Consider the following 18,553-nt stretch of genomic DNA (forward strand, 5'->3'; position numbering starts at 1 on the left):
GGAGCGAGCGTCAGAGAATGTCGCCCGGCGCGTACTTGGCGCCCTCCGGATACGCGGCCGCGACGGCCTCGACCTGGCGGACGACCTCGGCGACCTGCGCACCGGCCGCCCCCGTGAAGGACAGCCGGTCGGCCAGCAGCGCGTCCAGCCCGGCCCGGTCCAGCGGGATCCGGTCGTCGTTCGCCAGCCGGTCCAGCAGCTCGTTCTCCCGGGCGCCGGCCCGCATCGCGAGCGCCGAGGCGACGGCGTGCTCCTTGATGACCTCGTGCCCGGTCTCCCGGCCGACGCCCGCGCGCACCGCGCCCATCAGCACCTTGGTGGTGGCCAGGAACGGCAGGTAGCGGTCCAGCTCGGCCTCGATCACGGCCGGGAAGGCGCCGAACTCGTCGAGGACGGTCAGGAAGGTCTCCAGCAGGCCGTCGAAGGCGAAGAAGGCGTCCGGCAGCGCGACCCGGCGGACCACCGAGCAGGAGACGTCGCCCTCGTTCCACTGGTCGCCGGCCAGCTCGCCGGTCATCGACGCGTAGCCGCGCAGGATCACGGCCAGCCCGTTGACGCGCTCGCAGGAGCGGGTGTTCATCTTGTGCGGCATCGCGGAGGAGCCGACCTGGCCCTCCTTGAAGCCCTCCGTCACGAGCTCGTGGCCGGCCATCAGGCGGATGGTCTTGGCCAGGCTGGACGGCGCGGCGGCGAGCTGGACGAGGGCGGTCAGCACCTCGAAGTCCAGCGAGCGCGGGTAGACCTGGCCGACGCTGGTGAGCACGTTCTCGAAGCCGAGGTGCCCGGCGACCCGGCGCTCCAGCTCAGCGAGCTTCTCGGTGTCGCCGCCGAGCAGGTCGAGCATGTCCTGGGCGGTGCCGACCGGGCCCTTGATCCCGCGCAGCGGGTAGCGGGCGATCAGCTCCTCCAGGCGGCGGAAGGCGACCAGCAACTCGTCGGTGATCGACGCGAAGCGCTTGCCGAGGGTGGTGGCCTGCGCGGCCACGTTGTGCGAGCGGCCGGCCATGACCAGCTCGGCGTGCTCGGCGGAGAGCCGGCCCAGGCGGACCAGCACGGCGACGGTGCGGTCGCGCACGTGCTCCAGCGACTGCCGGATCTGGAGCTGCTCGACGTTCTCGGTCAGATCCCGGGAGGTCATGCCCTTGTGGATCTGCTCGTGGCCGGCGAGGTCGCTGAACTCCTCGATCCGGGCCTTGACGTCGTGCCGGGTGACCCGCTCGCGGGCGGCGATGGAAGCGAGGTCGACCTGGTCGATCACCCGCTCGTAGTCGGCGACGGCGGTGGCGGGCACCTCGACGCCGAGGTCCTGCTGGGCCTTCAGGACGGCGAGCCACAGGTGGCGCTCGAGGACCACCTTGTGCTCGGGGGACCACAGCTGGGCCAGGGTCGCCGAGGCGTACCGGGAGGCCAGGACATTGGGGATCTGGGGCTTCGCGCTCACGCTTCGCAAGCCTAACAGTCGAGGTCAGCCGGAACGGCGCCGGATCGGGTAGGCTGGGGCGATTGAGCAACTGTCGCACGGAGTTTTGCAACCTTCTCGCCGCAAGGATACCACACCCATGAACGGATCTCCAGCGGTTCCCACCCCGACACTCGACGCGGCCGACCACCTGGCCGAGGCGCTGCGCACCGAACAGGCCCGGCTCACCGGCCTGTACGCCCACCTGGACGCCGCGCGCGAGCGCACCCGCCGGACCCTCGCGGAAGCCGGCCGCGAGGCCGGGCCGGGCGGCACCCACCAGGCCCGGCTGGAGCGCGAACTGCGCGCCGCCGAGGCCGTCCGCCGCGCCGCCCGGCTGGACGCCGTCGAACGCGGCCTCTGCTTCGGCCGCCTCGACCACCGCGACGGCACCGTCCACTACATCGGCCGGATCGGCCTCCTCAATCCCGGCGACGGCGCCGCGGACGACACCGGGAACGACGCCGCGGCCGGCGCCGGGGCCGCGGCGTACGAGCCCCTGCTGATCGACTGGCGCGCCCCCGCCGCCCGCCCGTTCTACACCGCGACCCCGGCCGACCCGGGCGAGGCGGTCCGCCGGCGCCACCTGCACACCAGCGGCCGCGTCCTCACCGGCCTGGACGACGAGGCGCTCGACCTGGCCCGCCTGGACGAGCACGGCCGGCGGACCCTGGTCGGCGAGGCGGCGCTGCTGGCCGCCCTGGGCCGCGTCCGCACCGGCCGGATGGGCACCGTGGTCGCCACCATCCAGACCGAGCAGGACCGGGTGATCCGCGCTCCGCTGCCCGGCGCGCTGGTCGTCCAGGGCGGCCCCGGCACCGGCAAGACCGTCACCGCCCTGCACCGCGCCGCCTACCTCCTCTACACCCACCGCGCGGTACTGGAGCGGCGCGGCGTCCTGGTGGTCGGCCCCAATCCCGCGTTCCTGCGCTACATCGACCGGGTGCTGCCGGCGCTCGGCGAGACCGAGGTGGTGCTCCGCACCGTCGGCGAGCTCTTCCCCGGCGTCCGGGCCACCACCGGAGACAGTCCGGCCGCCACCGTGGTCAAGGGCGGGCCGTGGATGGCGGAGGTGGTCCGGCGGGCGGTCGAGGCCCACCAGGCGCCGCTCGCGCGCGACCTGCTGTTCGGCGAGCACCTGCGGCTGTCCCGCCGGGTCTGCGCCGAGGCCCGGGACGCCGCCCGCGGCCTGCGCCTACCGCACAACCGGGCGCGGCCGTTCTTCCTGCGCACCGTGCTCGACGCGCTCGCGGTCGAGCAGGCGCTCGCCCTCGGCCGCCCGTACGACGAGGAGGAGGCCCGCCACGCGCCCCGCGAACTGTGGGAGCAGCCCGCGATCCGCGCCGAACTCGGCGCCCTGTGGCCGATCCTGACGCCTCATCAGCTGATCGACCGGCTGCTCTCCGACCCCGCCCTGCTGGCCGCCGCGGCGCCCGGCCTCTCACCCGCCGAACGCGCGGCCGTCCTGCGCCCGGCCGGCGCGCCGTGGACCACCGGAGACGTCCCGCTGCTCGACGAGGCGGCGGAACTCCTCGGCGAGGACGCCGGATCGGTCCGCGCCCGGGCCCGCGCCACCGAGCTGGCGCTGGACGAGGAGCTGGACTACGCCGAGGGCGTGCTCACCGTCACCGGCCAGCGGGACGACGTCACGCTCGACGCCGAACTGCTCGCCGAACGGTTCCGGGACACCGGCCCCGACCGCACCACCGCCGAACGCGCCGCCGAGGACCGCGAGTGGGCGTACGGGCACGTGGTGGTCGACGAGGCCCAGGAGCTGTCCGCGATGGACTGGCGCACGGTGCTGCGCCGGGTGCCGACCCGCTCGCTGACCGTCGTCGGCGACCTCGCCCAGACCGGTTCACCGGCCGGCGCCCGGACGTCCTGGGCGGAGATGCTGGACCGCGAACTGCCGGGCCGCTGGCGGGAGGAGCGGCTCACCGTCAACTACCGCACCCCGGCGGCCGTGATGGCACCGGCGGCGGCGGTGCTGCGCGCCCACGCCCCCGGGCAGGAGCCGCCCGAGGCGGTCCGGGAGACCGCCGAACGCCCGGTCGCCGTGCCCGTCCCGGACGGCGACTACGCCGCGGCGCTGGCCGCCCTGCCCGTCGGCCCCGGCACGGTCGGGGTGATCGCTCCGGACGACCGGGCCGCCGCGCTGGGCGCGCTGACCGTCCGGGACTGCAAGGGTCTGGAGTTCGACGCGGTCGTCCTGGTCGACCCGGCCGGGCTGCTCGCCCAGGGCGCGGCCGACCTCTATGTCGCGCTGACCCGGGCGACGGCGCGGCTCACCCTGCTCCACCACACCCCGCTGCCGGACGCCCTCGCCGCGACACCGGGAGCCGCCGACCGCTGACCAGCGCCGCTCCCGGCGGCAGGGCCGACCCGGTCCTGCCGCCGGGAGCGGCGCAGCTACTGGCGGCTACTGAGCACCGGGAGGACCTGGACGCAGATCGAGTGCAGCGCGCTCCGCTGCTCGCCGCTCAGGGTCTCGAAGGCCTGGTGGGTCCGGCTCATCTCGCCGCGGATCAGCGTCAGGATCTCCCGGCCCTGCTCACTGATGACCACGATCTTGACCCGCCGGTCCCCCGCCGAGGCCTCCCGGCGGGCCAGGCCGAGGGCCTCCAGCCGGTCGACGATCCCGGTCACGTTGGACGCGTCACAGCCGAGCCGCCCGGCCAGCGCGCGCATCGGCACCGGCTCCTGGACGGCGCCGAGCGCCTTGGCCTGTGAGGAGGAGAGACCGTGCCGGGCCGCGGCGGCCGCGAAGTCCTGGAAGTACGCGGCGCCGACGGCGGCCAGCGCCTCCATCAGCTCGGCGTTGGTCGGTGCGGTCGTGGTCGCTGTCGAACCCATGACCTCAGCCTACGACCGACTGCTTCAGCAACTCAAGCTTTGAGCACGGCAAAGATCCCGTGGCGGAACCGCCGGCCCGGAGCTGACCGGCCCGGCCCGGCAGACGCGCCCCGCCGCTCAGAGCACCAGCTGGTCGAACAACCGCCGCAGCTCCGTCTCCGGATCCGCGGTCAGCCCGGTGTGAACCGGCCCCGGCTGGACCACCGCGCTGCGCGGCGCGGTCAGCCAGCGGAACCGCTGCCCGGGGCTGTCCGACGCCGCCGGACCGGCCAGCGGCCCACCCGCGCAGACCGCCTCGATCCCCTGCAGCGCCCGCCGCACCCCGGACACGTCGGCCACCGGGTCCAGCGCCAGCAGCCGCGCCTGGTCCAGATGGGTCCGGGCGGCCAGGTGGGAGCTCTGCCGGCAGTACAGCAGCACGCCCACGTTGACGCACTCACCGCGCTCCACCCGGGGCACCGCCCGGATCACCGCGTACTCGTAGTCGTGCAGCTCGGCGGGGGTCGGCGGGGCCGACCGGATCGGCTCGGTCACGCGGACACCTCCGGCAGCCAGTCGCGCGGACCGGCCAGTCGCTCGGTCAACTGGGTGCGGTACGCCGCGCGCACCGCCTCGGGCGAGTCGAAGCCGGGCTCGTCCACCAACCAGACGTCCGGGATCCGGGCCACCGCCTCCTCGATCGCCGCCTCCGCCAGCGGCGCGAGCACCTTGTCGGCGGCGAGCAGGTCCGGCTCGGCGCGCAGCAGCGCGTGGTCGGAGGCGTCGTACGGCCGACGGATCCAGCCGGCCGCGCCGGCCCAGTGGTGGTGGAAGATCAGGCTCGCGCCGTGGTCGATCAGCCGCAGTCCGCCGGTGGCGACCAACAGGTTCGGGTTGCGCCAGGAGCGGTCGACGTTGCCGATCAGGGCGTCGAACCAGAGCACCTGCCCGGCCAGCCCGGCGTCCACGTCGAAGCAGAGCGGGTCGAAGTTGAGCGCGCCGCTGACGAAGGCCATGCCCAGGTTGAGCCCGCCGCTGGCGCGCATCTGATCCTGGATCTGCGGGTCGGGCTCGCTGCGGGCCAGCACCGGGTCCAGGTCGACGGTCACCAGCTCGGGCACCGGCAGACCGAGCCGCCGGCCGAGTTCACCGGCCAGCACCTCCGCGACCAGCGCCTTGCGGCCCTGCGCGGCACCGACCCACTTCAGCGCGTACAGCCGCCGGTCGTCGGCCTCGACCAGGCCCGGCATCGAGCCGCCTTCTCGCAGTGGCGTCACATAACGGATCGCCGTCACCTCGGGGAGCACGGCGGACAGCCTATCGGGCATATGCACGGGGCGGGTGTCGTCCGGCGCGGCGCGGCCGGTCCCGTCCGGCGGGCCACGACCAATCTCGCCCGTCTCGCCCGCCCGGGTCGCCCCGGTGGCAGCCCCGGCCGCTCCGTGCGACCGTGGCGGACAGTAGTCGGAGAACCCGACGGCCACGACCCGCAGCGGCCATGACCCGCACCGCCACGACCACGCCGGCAACCGGCGCGCCGCGGCGGAACGACCTGCACTGTGAGGGACGCACGATGGAACGAGCCCGGATCCTGATCGTGGGCGCTGGCTTCGCCGGACTGGAGTGCGCGCGCCGGCTGGAGCGCAAGCTCTCCCCGGCGGAGGCGGAGATCTCCCTGGTCACCCCGTTCAGCTACCAGCTCTATCTGCCGTTGCTGCCGCACGTGGCGGCCGGTGTGCTCACCCCGCAGTCGGTGGCCGTCTCGCTGCGCCGCTCGCTGCGCCGCACCCACATCGTCCCCGGCGGCGCCATCGGGGTGGACCCGGCCTCCAAGGTCTGCGTGGTGCGCAAGATCACCGACGAGGTGGTGGCGCAGAAGTACGACTACCTGGTGCTGGCCCCCGGCAGCGTCACCCGCACCTTCGACATCCCCGGTCTGACCGACTACGCGCGCGGCATGAAGACCCTCGCCGAGGCGGCCTACGTCCGCGACCACGTGATCGCCCAGCTCGACCTCGCCTCGGCCACCCCTGACCAGCGGGAGCGCGAGTCCCGGCTCCAGTTCGTGGTGGTCGGCGGCGGCTACGCCGGCACCGAGACCGCCGCCTGCCTCCAGCGCCTCACCACGGCGGCCGCCCAGCGCTACCCCCGGCTGGACGCCCGGCAGATCAAGTGGCACCTCATCGACATCGCCCCCAAGCTGATGCCCGAGCTGGGCGACGCCCTCGGCACCGCCGCCCTGGAGGTGCTGCGCGAGCGGGGCATCGAGGTCTCGCTGGGCGTCTCGGTGGCCGAGGTGGGGGCCGAGTCGGTCAAGTTCACCGACGGACGGGTGCTGCCCTGCCGGACGCTGATCTGGACGGCCGGCGTCGCGGCCAGCCCGCTGATCGCCACCCTGGACGCCGAGACGGTGCGCGGGCGGATCGCGGTGACGGCGGAGATGCGGGTGCCGCAGTTCGAGGGCGTGTTCTCGCTCGGTGACGCGGCGGCCGTCCCCGACCTCGCCAAGGGCGACGGCGCGGTCTGCCCGCCGACCGCCCAGCACTCGGCCCGCCAGGGTCGGGCGGTGGCCAACAACGTGGTCGCCGCCCTCCGCAACCAGCCGCTGGAGCCGTACTACCACAGGGACTTGGGCCTGGTGGTGGACCTCGGCGGCAAGGACGCCGTCTCCAAGCCGGTCGGGGTGGAGCTGCGCGGCGTCCCGGCGCAGCTGGTGGCCCGCGGCTACCACCTGATGGCGATGCGCACCAATGTCGCCAAGTTCCGGGTCGGTGCGAACTGGCTGCTCAACGCGACCGCCGGCGACGACTTCGTGCGCACCGGGTTCCTCGCCCGCCAGCCCGCGCGGCTGCGCGACTTCGAGTACACCGACGCCTATCTGACCCGGGACCAGGTCAAGGAGCACGCCCAGGCGCTGCTCGCCAAGGGCTGACCGGCCCGATCCACGGGCCCGCGTCGCCCCGCCCGGCCGAGCCGCCGGGCGGGGCGACGTGCTTCGCTCCGCGGCCTACTTCCCGGCCTACTTCGCGGTCAGGTACATCCCGTTGGCGTCCTGTCTCGCCCGCGGGTGGGGGCGGGCGAGACGCGGGGTGAGGGGTGGGCCGCTGGCCGGTGGCACGATGAAGATGACATGCCCGCGCTTGTTACCGCTAGGTATCTGCAACGGATTTCTCAGTCTGTTACCGATTGATTCAGATCATTTCGGTCAATCAATGGCGATATGAATTTCGATCCGATCCGGATCGGATCGAAATTCGCCATTGGCAGGGCATGGCAGGGAATCGGGCCGGTTCCCTGCACGCCGATTCGGATCAGCCGATGCAGACCCTTCAGATCAACCGCGACGCCGTCCCGTCCGCCCCCGTCCCGGCGATCCCGTCCCTCCCGCCCAGCACGGACGCCAGGTCCTCCGCCAGCCGCCCGGCGTCTGCCGGGTCCAGCTGCGCGACGGTGATCCGCACCCCGGGCGGCGACTGGAGCCGGTAGCGGGCGCCCGGCGCCGCGACCCAGCCGCGCTGCACCAGCCCGGCGAGCACGACGGACTCGTCCGGCACCGGCACCCAGATGTTCAGCCCGCTCGCCCCGTGCGCCGCGACCCCGCGCGCGGCCAGCTCGCCGATCAGGGCCTCCCGCCGCACCCGGTAGGCGGCGCCCACCCGCTCCGCCGGCGCGGCGTCCGCCCGCCAGAGCGCGGCCACCGTGTCCTGGAGCAGATGGCTGACCCAGCCGGCGCCCAGCCGCTGACGCCCGAGCACCCGCCCGACGGTGTCCTCGTCCCCCACCGCGACCGAGAGCCGCAGGTCCGGGCCGTAGCCCTTGGCCGCCGAGCGCACCACCGCCCAGTGCCGCGAACCCGCCCCGGCCAGCGGGTGGTAGGGCAGGTCGACGATGCCGTGGCCGTGGTCGTCCTCGATCAGCAGCACCTCCGGGTGCGCGGCCAGCACGGCGCGCAGCTCCGCGGCCCGCTCGGCGGTGACCGCGGCGCCGGTCGGGTTCTGCGCCCGGCTGGTGACGACCACCGCGCGCGCTCCGCCGTCCAGCGCCTCGGCGAGGGACCCGGGCAGCGGGCCCGCGTCGTCGAGCAGGACCGGCAGGGTGCGCAGGCCGAGCGCCGGCAGCAGGTCGAGCAGGCTGGCCCAGCCCGGGTCCTCGACGGCGACGGCGTCGCCGGGGCGCAGCCGGGTGGCCAGGATCCGCTCGATGGTGTCCAGCGAGCCGGAGGCGACGGCGATCGGCCCGGACGGCAGGCCGTCGGCGGCGAAGCCCGCGCCGGCCAGCGCGAGCAGGCCGGGGTCGGCGGCCGGGTCGCCGTAGCGGACCGGGTGCCGGCGGGCGGCCTCGGCGGCCTCGGCGAGGGCCGGGGTGAGGTCGGGCAGCAGCGCCGGGTCGGGGTTGCCCTCGGAGAGGTCGCGGGCGTGCGCCGGGACGGGCAGGCGGATCCGGTCGCGTGGGGTGTGGGCGGGGCGCGGACGGATCCGGCTGCCCCGTCGGCCGGCGGTCTCGATCACCCCGCGGTCGCGGAGCAGGCGGTAGGCGGCGGCCACGGTATTGGGGTTGACGCCGAGTTCGGTGGCGAGGTCGCGCAGCGGCGGCAGCGCCGTCCCGGGGGCGAGCTGCCCGCCGCTGACGCCCCGCTCGATCTCGGCGGCGATCTCGCTGGCACGCCGACCGGTGATCCGATAGTCTCCTAGCACAAACGACATTATGCACTAGTACATAGAGGTTGTCATGTCGACCCCACCGGACGGCGACACGTCCTACGCCCGCACCCCGCGCACCACGCCGACCCGCTACAAGGACCGCGCCAGCTGGGAGCGCGAGGCGATCCACGCGATCCTCGATGCCACCTACCTCTGCCACCTCGGCTTCGTCGTCGACGGCGCGCCGGTCGTGCTGCCCACCATCCACGCGCGGGTCGGCGACCGCCTCTACGTGCACGGTTCCACGGGCAGCCGGCCGCTGCGCGGCGCCCGGGGCGAGGAGGGCCTGCCGGTCTGCCTCACCGTCACCCTGGTCGACGCGCTGGTGCTGACCAAGTCGGCGTTCAACCACTCGGTCAACTTCCGCTCGGTGGTGGCGCACGGCACCGCGCACCAGGTCACCGACCCCGAGGAGCTGCGCGTCGCGCTGGACGCCCTGGTCGACCAGGTCGTGCCGGGCCGCTCCGCCGAGGTCCGCCCGGCCAACGCCAAGGAGCTCGCCGCCACCGCGGTGATCCGCCTGGACCTCGACGAGGTCTCCGCCAAGACCCGGGCCGACCTCGCCGACGACGACGCCGAGGACCTCGACCTGCCGTACTGGGCCGGGCTCGTCCCGGTCACCACCGGATACGGCGCGCCCGTGCCGGACGCCTCGACCACCGTGCCGCTCCCCGCCAACCTGCGCGCCCTCACCGGCCCCGGCCACGACCCGGGCGACCCGGACACCGACCCTGGCACCGACCCTGGCACCGACCGGAGCCACGACATACCGACCACCCCCGACGCGGCCGCCCACCGGTCCGCCCCCACCGCCTGACCGGAGGCCCCCGATGCTGATCCGCTCCTGGGACCGCGGCGACGAGGCCGAATGGCGCGCCTGGCTCGCCGAGGGCCGCGACTTCGGCCTGCTCGCCGCCAACGGCGGACCGGGCCACGGCCCCGTCCTCGTCCCCACCCACTTCCTGCTGGACGCCGACCGCGGCGAGATCCTGCTCCACCTGGCCGCCCCCAACCCGCTGCTCGCGGCCGTCCGGGCGGACCCGGAGGTCACCCTCGCGGTCACCGACGACTACGCGTTCGCCCCCGGCCACTGGCGCGGCGAGCCCGGCACCCCCACCAGCTACTACGCCTCGGTGCACTTCCACGCGACCGCCTCGGTCGTCACCGACCCGGCCGGCAAGGCGGAGATCCTCAACCGCCAGCTGGCCCACTTCCAGCCGGAGCGCCCGGACGTCCGGGTGACCCCGGGCGAGGGCGAGTTCGCCCGGCTGCTCCCCGGTCTGACCGGGCTGCGCCTGACGGTCCGCGAGGTCCGCGCCAAGTTCAAGTTCGACGACAAGAAGCCTGCCGCCGAGCAGTACGCCCTGGCCGACCGCCTCGCCGAGCGGGGCCGCGGCCTCGACGGCGGCGCCCGCACCCAGCTGCTGCGCCGCAACGCCCGCCGCTCCGGTCCGCCCGCGGTGCCCGAGGTGCCCGCCTGCCCGGACGGCGCACGGATCTGACGCTACGTCACCCGTTCGGCCCATTCGTCGAGGCGCCGTCCCCCGGGGGCTGATCGAATGTGAGCCGAACCCCGCCCGATCGCCGTGCGGGCGGGACCGTCGATCCCGGGGAGCGCGCGTGGCCAGGACCCAGACCCAGCAGGTATCCGGCGAGGCGCACCTCGGGCACGTCGTCTTCATCTCGGCCGCCGCCGCGATGGGCGGGTTCCTGTTCGGCTACGACAGCGCCGTGATCAACGGCGCGGTGACGGGCATCCAGAAGCACTTCGGGGTGGGCAACGGCACGACGGCGTTCGTGGTCGCCATCGCCCTGCTCGGCTCGGCGGCCGGGGCGATGGTGGCCGGGCGGCTCGCCGACCACTTCGGCCGGGTACGGACCATGCTGCTGGCCGCGTCCCTCTTCGCGGTCAGCGGCATCGGCTCGATGTTCCCGCCGAACATCGAGGTGCTGGCCACCTGGCGGGTGGTCGGCGGTGTCGCGATCGGCATCGCCTCGGTGATCGCACCGACCTACATCGCCGAGGTCGCCCCGACCGCCTACCGGGGCCGGCTGGCCTCCTTCCAGCAGATGGCGATCGTGCTCGGCATCACCGTCTCCCAGCTCGCCAACTGGGCGCTCAACCAGGCCGCCGGCGGCGAGTCCACCGGCCACCTGGGCAACATCCAGGCCTGGCAGTGGATGCTCGGCGTGGAGACGATCCCGGCCCTGGTGTACGGGCTGATGGCCCTGGCCATCCCGGAGTCGCCGCGCTTCCTGATCGCCGACCGCCGGGAGGACCAGGCCCGCAAGGTGCTGCGGGAGGTCGAGGGCGAGGACGTCGACCTCGACGCCCGGGTGGCCGAGATCCGCGCGGTGCTGGCGTCCGCGCACAAGCCGCGGGCCAAGGACCTGCTGGGCGGCCGGTTCGGCCTGCTGCCGATCGTCTGGGTCGGCATCGGCGCCTCGGTGTTCCAGCAGTTCGTCGGTATCAACGTGATCTTCTACTACTCCTCCTTCCTGTGGCAGTCGGTCGGTATCGACGAGTCGAACTCGCTGCTGATCAGCCTCTCCACGTCGATCATCAACGTGATCGGCACGGTGATCGCGATGGCCCTGGTCGACCGGATCGGCCGCAAGCCGCTCGCGCTGGCCGGCTCGGTCGGCATGGCCGCCGCGCTCTCCACCGCCGCCTGGGCGTTCTCCTACCGGCAGGGCACCGGCGACACCGCCGCCCTGGACAACACCCACGCGACGGTCGCCCTGGTCGCCGCGCACGTCTTCGTGCTCTGCTTCGCGTTCTCCTGGGGCGTGGTGGTCTGGGTGCTGCTCGGCGAGATGTTCCCCAACCGGATCCGCGCGCTCGCCCTGTCCGTCGCCGCCTCCGCCCAGTGGATCGCCAACTGGGCGATCACCGTCAGCTTCCCCGACCTCGCCGACTGGAACCTGTCGGCGACGTACGTCGGCTACGCGGCCTTCGCCCTGCTCTCCATCCCGTTCGTGGCCTTCTGCATCAAGGAGACCAAGGGCCGCGCCCTGGAGGAGATGGGCTGAGACCCCTCCTGCCCCGACACCCCAGCACCCGGCCCCCGACCCGCCGCCGCGCCCGGCGGCCCGTCCCCCGAGAGGAAGCCATGCCTGACCAGGGCGGCTCCCGACAGAACGTCACCTTCCCGAGCAACGGCCGCGAGGCCCACGGCTACCTGGCCCGTCCGCCGCAGGGCGTCGGCCCCGGCCTGGTGGTGGTCCAGGAGTGGTGGGGCCTGACCCCGTACCTGGCCGGCGTGGCCGACCGGTTCGCCGCCGAGGGCTTCACCGTCCTCGCGCCGGACCTCTTCGGCGGCGCGACCACCCACGACAGCGCCGAGGCGGCCCGACTCAAGCGCGAGCTGCCGGTCGAGCGGGCGGTCCGGGACCTGCGCGGCGCGGTCGACCTGCTGCTCGGCCTGGACGGCGTGGTCGGGGACGCGGTCGGGGTGGTCGGCTTCTGCATGGGCGGCGGCTTCGCCCTGCTGCTGGCCGCCGCCGAGGGCGACCGGGTGGCCGCGGCGGTCCCGTTCTACGGTCTGCCGCCCGACCCGGACTTCGAGTACCGGGGCCTGACCGCCCATGTGCTCGGCCACTACGGGGAGCGCGACCGGTCGATCCCGATGACCGCCGTGGACGAGGCCGCGATCCGGATCGGCGAGGCCACCGACGTCCGCCCGGAGTTCCACTTCTACCCGGCCGGCCACGCCTTCATGAACGAGGAGAACCTGCTCGGCACCTACGACCCCTTGCAGGCGGGGATCGCCTGGAAGCGCACCCTGACCTTCCTCCGGGGCCACCTGGGCTGAACACCCCCACGCCCCCGTTGCCGCCGGGAAGGCCGTCCGGCGGTCCGTTAATCGGATGGACACGGATCATCCGCCCCGGCATAGTCACGGAGTGCAGAGCCCACCCACACCCTCGCCGGCCGGCCGCTTCTCCTGGGCGAGCCGCAACTTCCGGATCCAGACCGCCGCCACCGTGATCAGCGGTCTCGGCAACGCCGGCGCCCCCATCGCCACCGCCTTCGCGATCCTCGACGGCGGCGGCTCGACCGCCGACGTCGGCTACGTCACCGCGGCCCGGCTGCTGCCCACCGTCCTGCTGCTGATCATCGGCGGCGCCCTCGCCGACCGGCTGCCGCGCCACCACGTCATGGTCGGCGCCAACCTGTTCAGCGCCGTCTCCCAGGGCGCCCTCGCCGCCCTGGTCCTGGCCGGCGAGCCGACGCTCTGGCAGCTGATGCTGTTCTCGGCCGGCGCCGGCGCCGGCTACGCGTTCTACTCCCCCGCCTCCGGCGGCATGATCCTGGAGAGCGTCACCCCCGAGCACGCCGCCCGGGCGTTCTCGGTCTACCGGATGGGCTTCAACGGCGCGCAGATCGGCGGCGCCGCGCTCGGCGGCGCGCTGACCGCCGCGGTCGGCCCCGGCTGGGTGCTCGCCCTGGACGCCGCCTGCTTCCTGGCCGCCGCCGCCCTGCGCTTCCTGCTGGAACCGCAGGCCCCGACCGCCCCGGCCGAGGCCCCGGCGGCGGGCGGCGGCATGCTCCGCGACCTGCGCGAGGGCTGGCACGAGTTCGCCTCCCGCCGCTGGCTCTGGGTCATCGTGCTCCAGTTCTCGGTACTGGTCGCCTGCGTCGGCGCGGTCGAGGCGGTGTACGGGCCGGCCGTCGCCAAGGACCGGCTCGGCGGCGCCCGCGACTGGGGCCTGGCGATGGCCGCCTACGGCGTCGGACTGGTCGCCACCGGGGTACTGATGGCCCGCTGGCAGCCGCGCCGGATCCTGCTGGTCGGCAACTGGGGCGTCTTCCTGTTCGGCGTGCCCGCGCTCGCCCTCGCGGTGTCCGCCCCGCTGCCGGTGCTCTGCGCGGCGATGTTCCTCTCCGGCGTCGGCGTCACGGTCTTCGGCGTCAACTGGATGATCGCGCTCCAGCAGGAGATCCCGGCCGAGGCGTTCTCCCGGGTCGCCGCCTACGACGAGCTCGGCTCCCTCTCGCTGGCACCACTCGGCACCGCCCTCGCCGGCCCGGCCGCCGACCTGCTCGGACTCTCCGGCGCGCTCTGGTCCTGCGCGGTGATCTCCCTGGTGCTCAGCGTCGCCGTCCTACTGGAGCCACAGGTCCGCCGGCTCTCCCGACGCCCCGCCGACCACCCCGCCGACACCCTCCCGGAACCCGCCCCGACCCACTGACCCGAACCACCCCCGGCACGAACGGACAACACCCCACCCCGAACACGCCCTCCGGCAGGCAACCACCGGAGGGCACGACTCGTCCGACCAGGTGACAACGGACGAGACAGTGGACCGGCTGCTGTCCCGGCCGCCGCGTCCCGGTGCGGTCCGTTCGGTCAGCCGGTGGGCAGCCAACTGACGTGGCCGGCCAGCAGTGCGTACCCGACGAACGCCACCGTGTCGATCAGCGCGTGCGCCACCACCAGCGGCATCACCCGCCCCCACCGCCGGTACAGCAGGCAGAACACCACGCCCATCACGATGTTGCCGACCAGCCCGCCGACCCCCTGGTAGAGGTGGTACGAGCCGCGCAGCAGCGCGCTCGCCGCCAGCGCGGCCGGCCACGTCCAGCCCAGCTGCGTCACCCGGCGCAGCAGGTAGCCGAGGACGACGACCTCCTCCAGGATCGCGTTCTGCCAGGCCGAGAGGACCAGCACCGGGATCCGCCACCAGACGTCCGGCAGCCCGGACGGCGCGACCGTCAGGTTGTAGCCGGCCGCCTGCGAGCCCAGGTAGAGCACCAGCCCGGAGCCGCCGATCGCCGCCGCGACGGCCGCGCCGCGGCCGAGGTCGCGCAGCTTCTGCCCGAGGTCGAAGCCCAGCACCCGCAGCGACACGCCCTCGCGGACCAGCAGGTAGCCGACCAGGACGACCGGCATCAGGCCGCGGCCGATGTAGTAGAGCTGCCAGACCAGGTCGAGCCACGGCCGGCCGGGGGCGCGCGAGCCGTTCAGGGTGGCCACCTGCTGGCCGAGCTTCAGGGTCTCGGTGAGCGAGCCGGTGAAGCTGATCAGCGCGCCGATGCCGCTCGCCCCGAGCGAGAGGCCGAGGACGGTCAGCAGCTCCACGCCGAGCAGCCGGCGGGTCGGCTGCACGGTCTCCGGTGCGGTCGGGACGGTCGTCACGGGGGTGCTCCAGCGCGGACGGCGACGGACGGGCGGCGCTCCGGCCACCGGCGGACGCGGCCGTCGGCGAACCGGAGCGGTCATCCTGCCACAGCCTCCCCCGCGGACCGCCGGGACCCGGGCCCTGACCAGCCCGACCAGCCCGACAGACCTACCCGACCGGCCAGGCGTGCACCGGCTCGCCGCCGCGCATGTGCTCCATGTACCGCCGGGTCATCGCCGCGATCGCGGTCGGCCGGTCCGTCCCGTACTGCTCGCGCAGCCGGTGGAAGGTCGCGCTCTGCCACGAGGCGCCGTTGGTCCGGCGCAGACAGCGCTGCTCGATGATCCCGAGGTAGCGGTCCCGGTCGGCCGGCTCCACGCCCCACGCGTCCAGGCCCTGGTACGCCATCGGCAGCAGCTCGTTGAGCACCAGGTCGACGGCGGAGACCGTGGTCAGCCCGCCGCCGCGCCCGGCCCGGCCGGACCGCGGCCACTGGAACACCGCGTCTATGCCGTACCGGGCCGCCTGCTCGAAGTTCTCGTCGGCCCGCTCGAACGGCAGCCTGGTCCAGATCGGCCGGGACTGCTCGGCCAGCACCCGCACCACGCCGTAGTAGAAGGCCGCATTGGCGAGCGTGTCGGCGACCGTCGGCCCGGCGGGCAGTGCCCGGTTCTCCACCCGCAGATGCGGTACTCTGCCGCTGACGTCGTAGACGGGCCGGTTCCAGCGGTAGATGGTGCCGTTGTGCAGCCGCATCTCGCCGAGCCGCGGCACCCCGCCCGAGGCCAGCACCTTGGCCGGGTCCTCGTCGTCGCAGATCGGCAGCAGCGCCGGGAAGTACTTCAGGTTCTCCTCGAACAGGTCGTACGCCGAGTCCACCCAGCGTTCGCCGAACCAGGTGATCGGTCGCACGCCCTGCGCCTTGAGCTCCGCCGAACGGGTGTCGCAGGCCTGCTGGAAGAGCACCGGACGGGTCTCCCGCCACAGCTCGCGGCCGAACAGGAACGGCGAGTTGGCGCCGAGGGCGAGCTGCGGCCCGCAGATCGCCTGGGCGGCGTTCCACACCGAGGAGAACCGCTCCGGGGTCACCTGGAGGTGCAGCTGGAGCGAGGTCGCGGCGGCCTCGGCGACCATCGTGATCGAGTCCAGCTGGAGGTGCTCGACGCCCTTGATGTCCAGCGTGATGTCCTCCCCCCGGGCGGCCAGGATCTGGTCGCTGAGCAGGCTGTACCGCTGGTTGTGGGACATCGCGTCGAGCCCGGTGTGGTCGAGCTCCAGGGTCGGCAGGATGCCGACCATCACGATCCGCGCGCCGGCCTCCTCGGCCCTCCGGTCGGCGTAGCGCAGGCCGGTGTCGATCTCCTCGCGGAGCTCCTCGAAGACGTGCCCGCCGAGCCGGTGCGGCGCGATGTTGACCTCGATGTTGAACCGGCCCAGCTCGGTCTGGAAGTCGGCGGAGCCGATGGCGGTGAGCACCTGCCCGTTGTTCAGCATCGGCAGGCCCTGGTCGTCGGCCAGGTTGAGCTCGATCTCCAGGCCCATCACGGCCTTCGGACGGTCGAAGCGGTCCTCGCGCAGCATCCGGCCGAGCGCGTCGAGGCAGGACTGGAGCTTGCGACGGTACATCTGCCGGTCCGACAGGTCCGCCCGCGTCGCCACGACCTTCTCGCCCATGGTCCCCTCCTCCTGAGCCGGCCGGCGCTCGACCGCGCAAGCATCATGCCCACCCCGAAGATCGATACCCGAATGCGTCGAATGGCTTGCATTGCAAGGAAACTGACGCTGTTTCAGCTCAACTGCCGACTTGCCCGGCGCCACGGCCTGTGATAAACAGGTCACCCTGTGCACCTGTTCGAGTAGAATTCGCACTGCGCCACGGCCCGGCCGATTTGTCGCCCCGAGACCCGAGGGCGGCGGCCGCGCCGGCACCGCGATCCTGCCCAACCGGACAAGGCCCAGGTCCCGTCACCGCCGACGCACCCGCCATGCCGGTATGCCGCACTCGCACGCCGATCTCGCACGGAGAGGCGACCTTGCCATGACTCTGCAGACCCCCCAGCCCCCGCCCAGTGCCCTGCGCGCAGTCCTCGCCGCGCTCGACTCGGAGACCGCGCTGCGTCAGCCCGCCGCCGCCGCGCTGCGTCACCCGACCGGGCCCCTCGTCCCCGCGCACCCGCTCGCCGTCCACGTCCTGGAGGGCCCGCGGGCCGAACTCGCCGCCGCCCGGCGGACGGGATGGCGCTTCCTGATCAAGGACGGCACCGAGGTCGCCGCCGCGGCCGAGGTGGTGCAGGGGCCCGAGGGCCACACCTTCTCGCACTTCACCGCCGGCCCCTATCTGGACTCAACGGTCAGAGCACTGCGCCAGGCCTGGCAGCTGGCCCAGTCCGCCCGGACCCGCTGCCAACCGCGGCTGCTGACCTTCCCCGGCCAGTACGCGACGGCGCTCTGGCTGCACAGCCCGGACGGCGGTCCCGGCGCCGACCTGCTGATCCCGCTGGCCCCGGCACCGATGGGGGTCACGGCACACCGGGCCCACCCGGCCGCCGAACTGCTGCCGGTGCTGGCCCGCGGGCCGATCGCCCGGTCCCCGATCAACCGCCCGTTGCTGCTCGGCGCGCCCCCGGACTCCGCCCGGCTCGCCTCCGGGGCGCACTGATCCGGTGCCGGCGGCCGGCGCACCGGCCCGCGGCACGCACACCGCTCCCTCACCTCGCCCCTTCGCGGGCACCGACCGGAGGGCCGCCGCCCGGACGGGTCATCCCGCATGACCCGGACGGGCCCTCCGGCGGATGGCCCGTCCGGTGCCTATTCCGGCTTCCTGCCACCTGAACGGGTGATCTCTGCCCGGGGGTTGTGGCGCATGTCACGAAATCGCTGCGCGCGCGTCCCGGGATGCCGACACTGGGAACCAGCGTGGAAGGACCTCCTGTCCTACCCACTTGAGCGCCGGCCCACACCTGGCCCGGCGCCGGACAGAATCCGACCACCGCGGCGGCGCCCGACGGTCATCCGGCGGCACCGCATCACGGGGAGGATCGCGGAGCGAAGCGAGGGTACGTATGTGCCAGCACCGTCCTGAGTGTCCGTCGGCCGAATCCGAGGACCGCGAGGCCGCCGTCCCGGTGGCCTGCCACCCGGAACAGGGGTGGAGCCTGCTCTGCAACGGCGTCCTGCTCTTCGAGGACACCGGCGAGCTGCTGCCCGACGGCCGGGTGATCGCCCCGCGCCGCCCGGCCGCCAGCGCGGTCTGAACCGCCGGGCCGGCACGGGGAACGCGCCAGAACGCGCCAGTCGAACCTCAAGCGGGCAGGGCCCCGGCGGTAGCACGACGCTGTTGGCGAATGTGACTGATCGGCTGCATTGAGTGACGCCGGTCTTCGAGACTGTTCTCGGAGACCGGCGTTTGCTGTTGTTGTGGGGGTGCGGGTGTCGA

15 protein-coding genes and 1 pseudogene are annotated in these 18,553 nt (G+C 74.0%); 9 read left to right on the forward strand and 7 right to left on the reverse strand.

All coding sequences use genetic code 11. From position 1 onward, the window contains the following. Positions 1 to 10 precede the first annotated feature (10 nt). Complete coding sequence (gene purB / locus ACFP3U_RS14590) at positions 11 to 1,441, reverse strand: adenylosuccinate lyase (RefSeq protein WP_380225910.1); 1,431 nt, start codon at positions 1,439 to 1,441, stop codon at positions 11 to 13. A 118-nt stretch (positions 1,442 to 1,559) separates the two neighbouring features. Here purB and ACFP3U_RS14595 point away from each other — a divergent pair, with 118 nt between their 5' ends. Further along, positions 1,560 to 3,812: a HelD family protein gene (locus tag ACFP3U_RS14595; RefSeq protein ID WP_380225911.1), complete on the forward strand. Its 2,253-nt coding sequence runs from the start codon at positions 1,560 to 1,562 to the stop codon at positions 3,810 to 3,812. 56 nt (positions 3,813 to 3,868) lie between these two features. On the opposite strand, the gene ACFP3U_RS14600 is transcribed toward ACFP3U_RS14595, so the two are convergent. From ACFP3U_RS14600 to ACFP3U_RS14610, 3 genes are all read right to left on the reverse strand, one after another. Continuing rightward, positions 3,869 to 4,312 (reverse strand): MarR family winged helix-turn-helix transcriptional regulator, encoded by a 444-nt coding sequence (locus ACFP3U_RS14600; RefSeq protein ID WP_380225912.1) that lies wholly within the window; start codon positions 4,310 to 4,312, stop codon positions 3,869 to 3,871. A 117-nt stretch (positions 4,313 to 4,429) separates the two neighbouring features. Further along, the gene (locus tag ACFP3U_RS14605) at positions 4,430 to 4,846 is read right to left on the reverse strand and encodes a DUF3037 domain-containing protein (protein WP_380225913.1); all 417 of its coding nucleotides are present in this window, start codon (positions 4,844 to 4,846) and stop codon (positions 4,430 to 4,432) included. After that, positions 4,843 to 5,598 (reverse strand): HipA family kinase, encoded by a 756-nt coding sequence (locus ACFP3U_RS14610; protein WP_380225914.1) that lies wholly within the window; start codon positions 5,596 to 5,598, stop codon positions 4,843 to 4,845. The genes ACFP3U_RS14605 and ACFP3U_RS14610 overlap by 4 nt, the downstream gene beginning before the upstream one ends. A gap of 266 nt (positions 5,599 to 5,864) precedes the next feature. On the opposite strand from ACFP3U_RS14610, the gene ACFP3U_RS14615 reads away from it, so the two are divergent. Beyond that, positions 5,865 to 7,223: an NAD(P)/FAD-dependent oxidoreductase gene (locus ACFP3U_RS14615; protein WP_380225915.1), complete on the forward strand. Its 1,359-nt coding sequence runs from the start codon at positions 5,865 to 5,867 to the stop codon at positions 7,221 to 7,223. Positions 7,224 to 7,620: 397 nt separating this feature from the next. Here ACFP3U_RS14615 and ACFP3U_RS14620 read toward each other — a convergent pair whose 3' ends face one another. Then, on the reverse strand, positions 7,621 to 8,985 hold the full coding sequence (locus ACFP3U_RS14620) for an aminotransferase class I/II-fold pyridoxal phosphate-dependent enzyme (protein ID WP_380225916.1): 1,365 nt from the start codon (positions 8,983 to 8,985) through the stop codon (positions 7,621 to 7,623). A 34-nt stretch (positions 8,986 to 9,019) separates the two neighbouring features. Between ACFP3U_RS14620 and ACFP3U_RS14625 the strand changes: the two are divergent. From ACFP3U_RS14625 to ACFP3U_RS14645, 5 genes and pseudogenes are all read left to right on the forward strand, one after another. Beyond that, a pseudogene (locus ACFP3U_RS14625) lies at positions 9,020 to 9,673 on the forward strand (pyridoxamine 5'-phosphate oxidase family protein); the annotation flags it as partial. A gap of 148 nt (positions 9,674 to 9,821) precedes the next feature. Beyond that, on the forward strand, positions 9,822 to 10,493 hold the full coding sequence (locus tag ACFP3U_RS14630; RefSeq protein WP_380225917.1) for an FMN-binding negative transcriptional regulator: 672 nt from the start codon (positions 9,822 to 9,824) through the stop codon (positions 10,491 to 10,493). Positions 10,494 to 10,611: 118 nt separating this feature from the next. After that, positions 10,612 to 12,024, forward strand: coding sequence for a sugar porter family MFS transporter (locus tag ACFP3U_RS14635; protein ID WP_380225918.1), 1,413 nt, complete (start codon positions 10,612 to 10,614; stop codon positions 12,022 to 12,024). 80 nt (positions 12,025 to 12,104) lie between these two features. Then, the gene (locus tag ACFP3U_RS14640) at positions 12,105 to 12,806 is read left to right on the forward strand and encodes a dienelactone hydrolase family protein (protein ID WP_380225919.1); all 702 of its coding nucleotides are present in this window, start codon (positions 12,105 to 12,107) and stop codon (positions 12,804 to 12,806) included. 91 nt (positions 12,807 to 12,897) lie between these two features. Beyond that, positions 12,898 to 14,187 (forward strand): MFS transporter, encoded by a 1,290-nt coding sequence (locus ACFP3U_RS14645; protein ID WP_380225920.1) that lies wholly within the window; start codon positions 12,898 to 12,900, stop codon positions 14,185 to 14,187. 158 nt (positions 14,188 to 14,345) lie between these two features. Here ACFP3U_RS14645 and ACFP3U_RS14650 read toward each other — a convergent pair whose 3' ends face one another. Next, complete coding sequence (locus ACFP3U_RS14650) at positions 14,346 to 15,134, reverse strand: CPBP family intramembrane glutamic endopeptidase (protein WP_380225921.1); 789 nt, start codon at positions 15,132 to 15,134, stop codon at positions 14,346 to 14,348. Between the two features lie 151 nt (positions 15,135 to 15,285). After that, positions 15,286 to 16,791, reverse strand: a complete 1,506-nt coding sequence (locus ACFP3U_RS14655) for a glutamate-cysteine ligase family protein (protein WP_380225922.1) — start codon at positions 16,789 to 16,791, stop codon at positions 15,286 to 15,288. Positions 16,792 to 17,155: 364 nt separating this feature from the next. Between ACFP3U_RS14655 and ACFP3U_RS14660 the strand changes: the two genes are divergently transcribed. Together ACFP3U_RS14660 and ACFP3U_RS14665 are read left to right on the forward strand one after the other, a co-directional pair. After that, the gene (locus ACFP3U_RS14660; RefSeq protein ID WP_380225923.1) at positions 17,156 to 17,776 is read left to right on the forward strand and encodes a hypothetical protein; all 621 of its coding nucleotides are present in this window, start codon (positions 17,156 to 17,158) and stop codon (positions 17,774 to 17,776) included. Positions 17,777 to 18,179: 403 nt separating this feature from the next. Beyond that, positions 18,180 to 18,371, forward strand: a complete 192-nt coding sequence (locus ACFP3U_RS14665) for a DUF5999 family protein (RefSeq protein WP_266273201.1) — start codon at positions 18,180 to 18,182, stop codon at positions 18,369 to 18,371. The last annotated feature ends 182 nt before the right edge of the window (positions 18,372 to 18,553 follow it).

Source organism: Kitasatospora misakiensis (assembly GCF_042656005.1).
GTDB classification, from domain to species: Bacteria; Actinomycetota; Actinomycetes; order Streptomycetales; family Streptomycetaceae; genus Kitasatospora; species Kitasatospora misakiensis.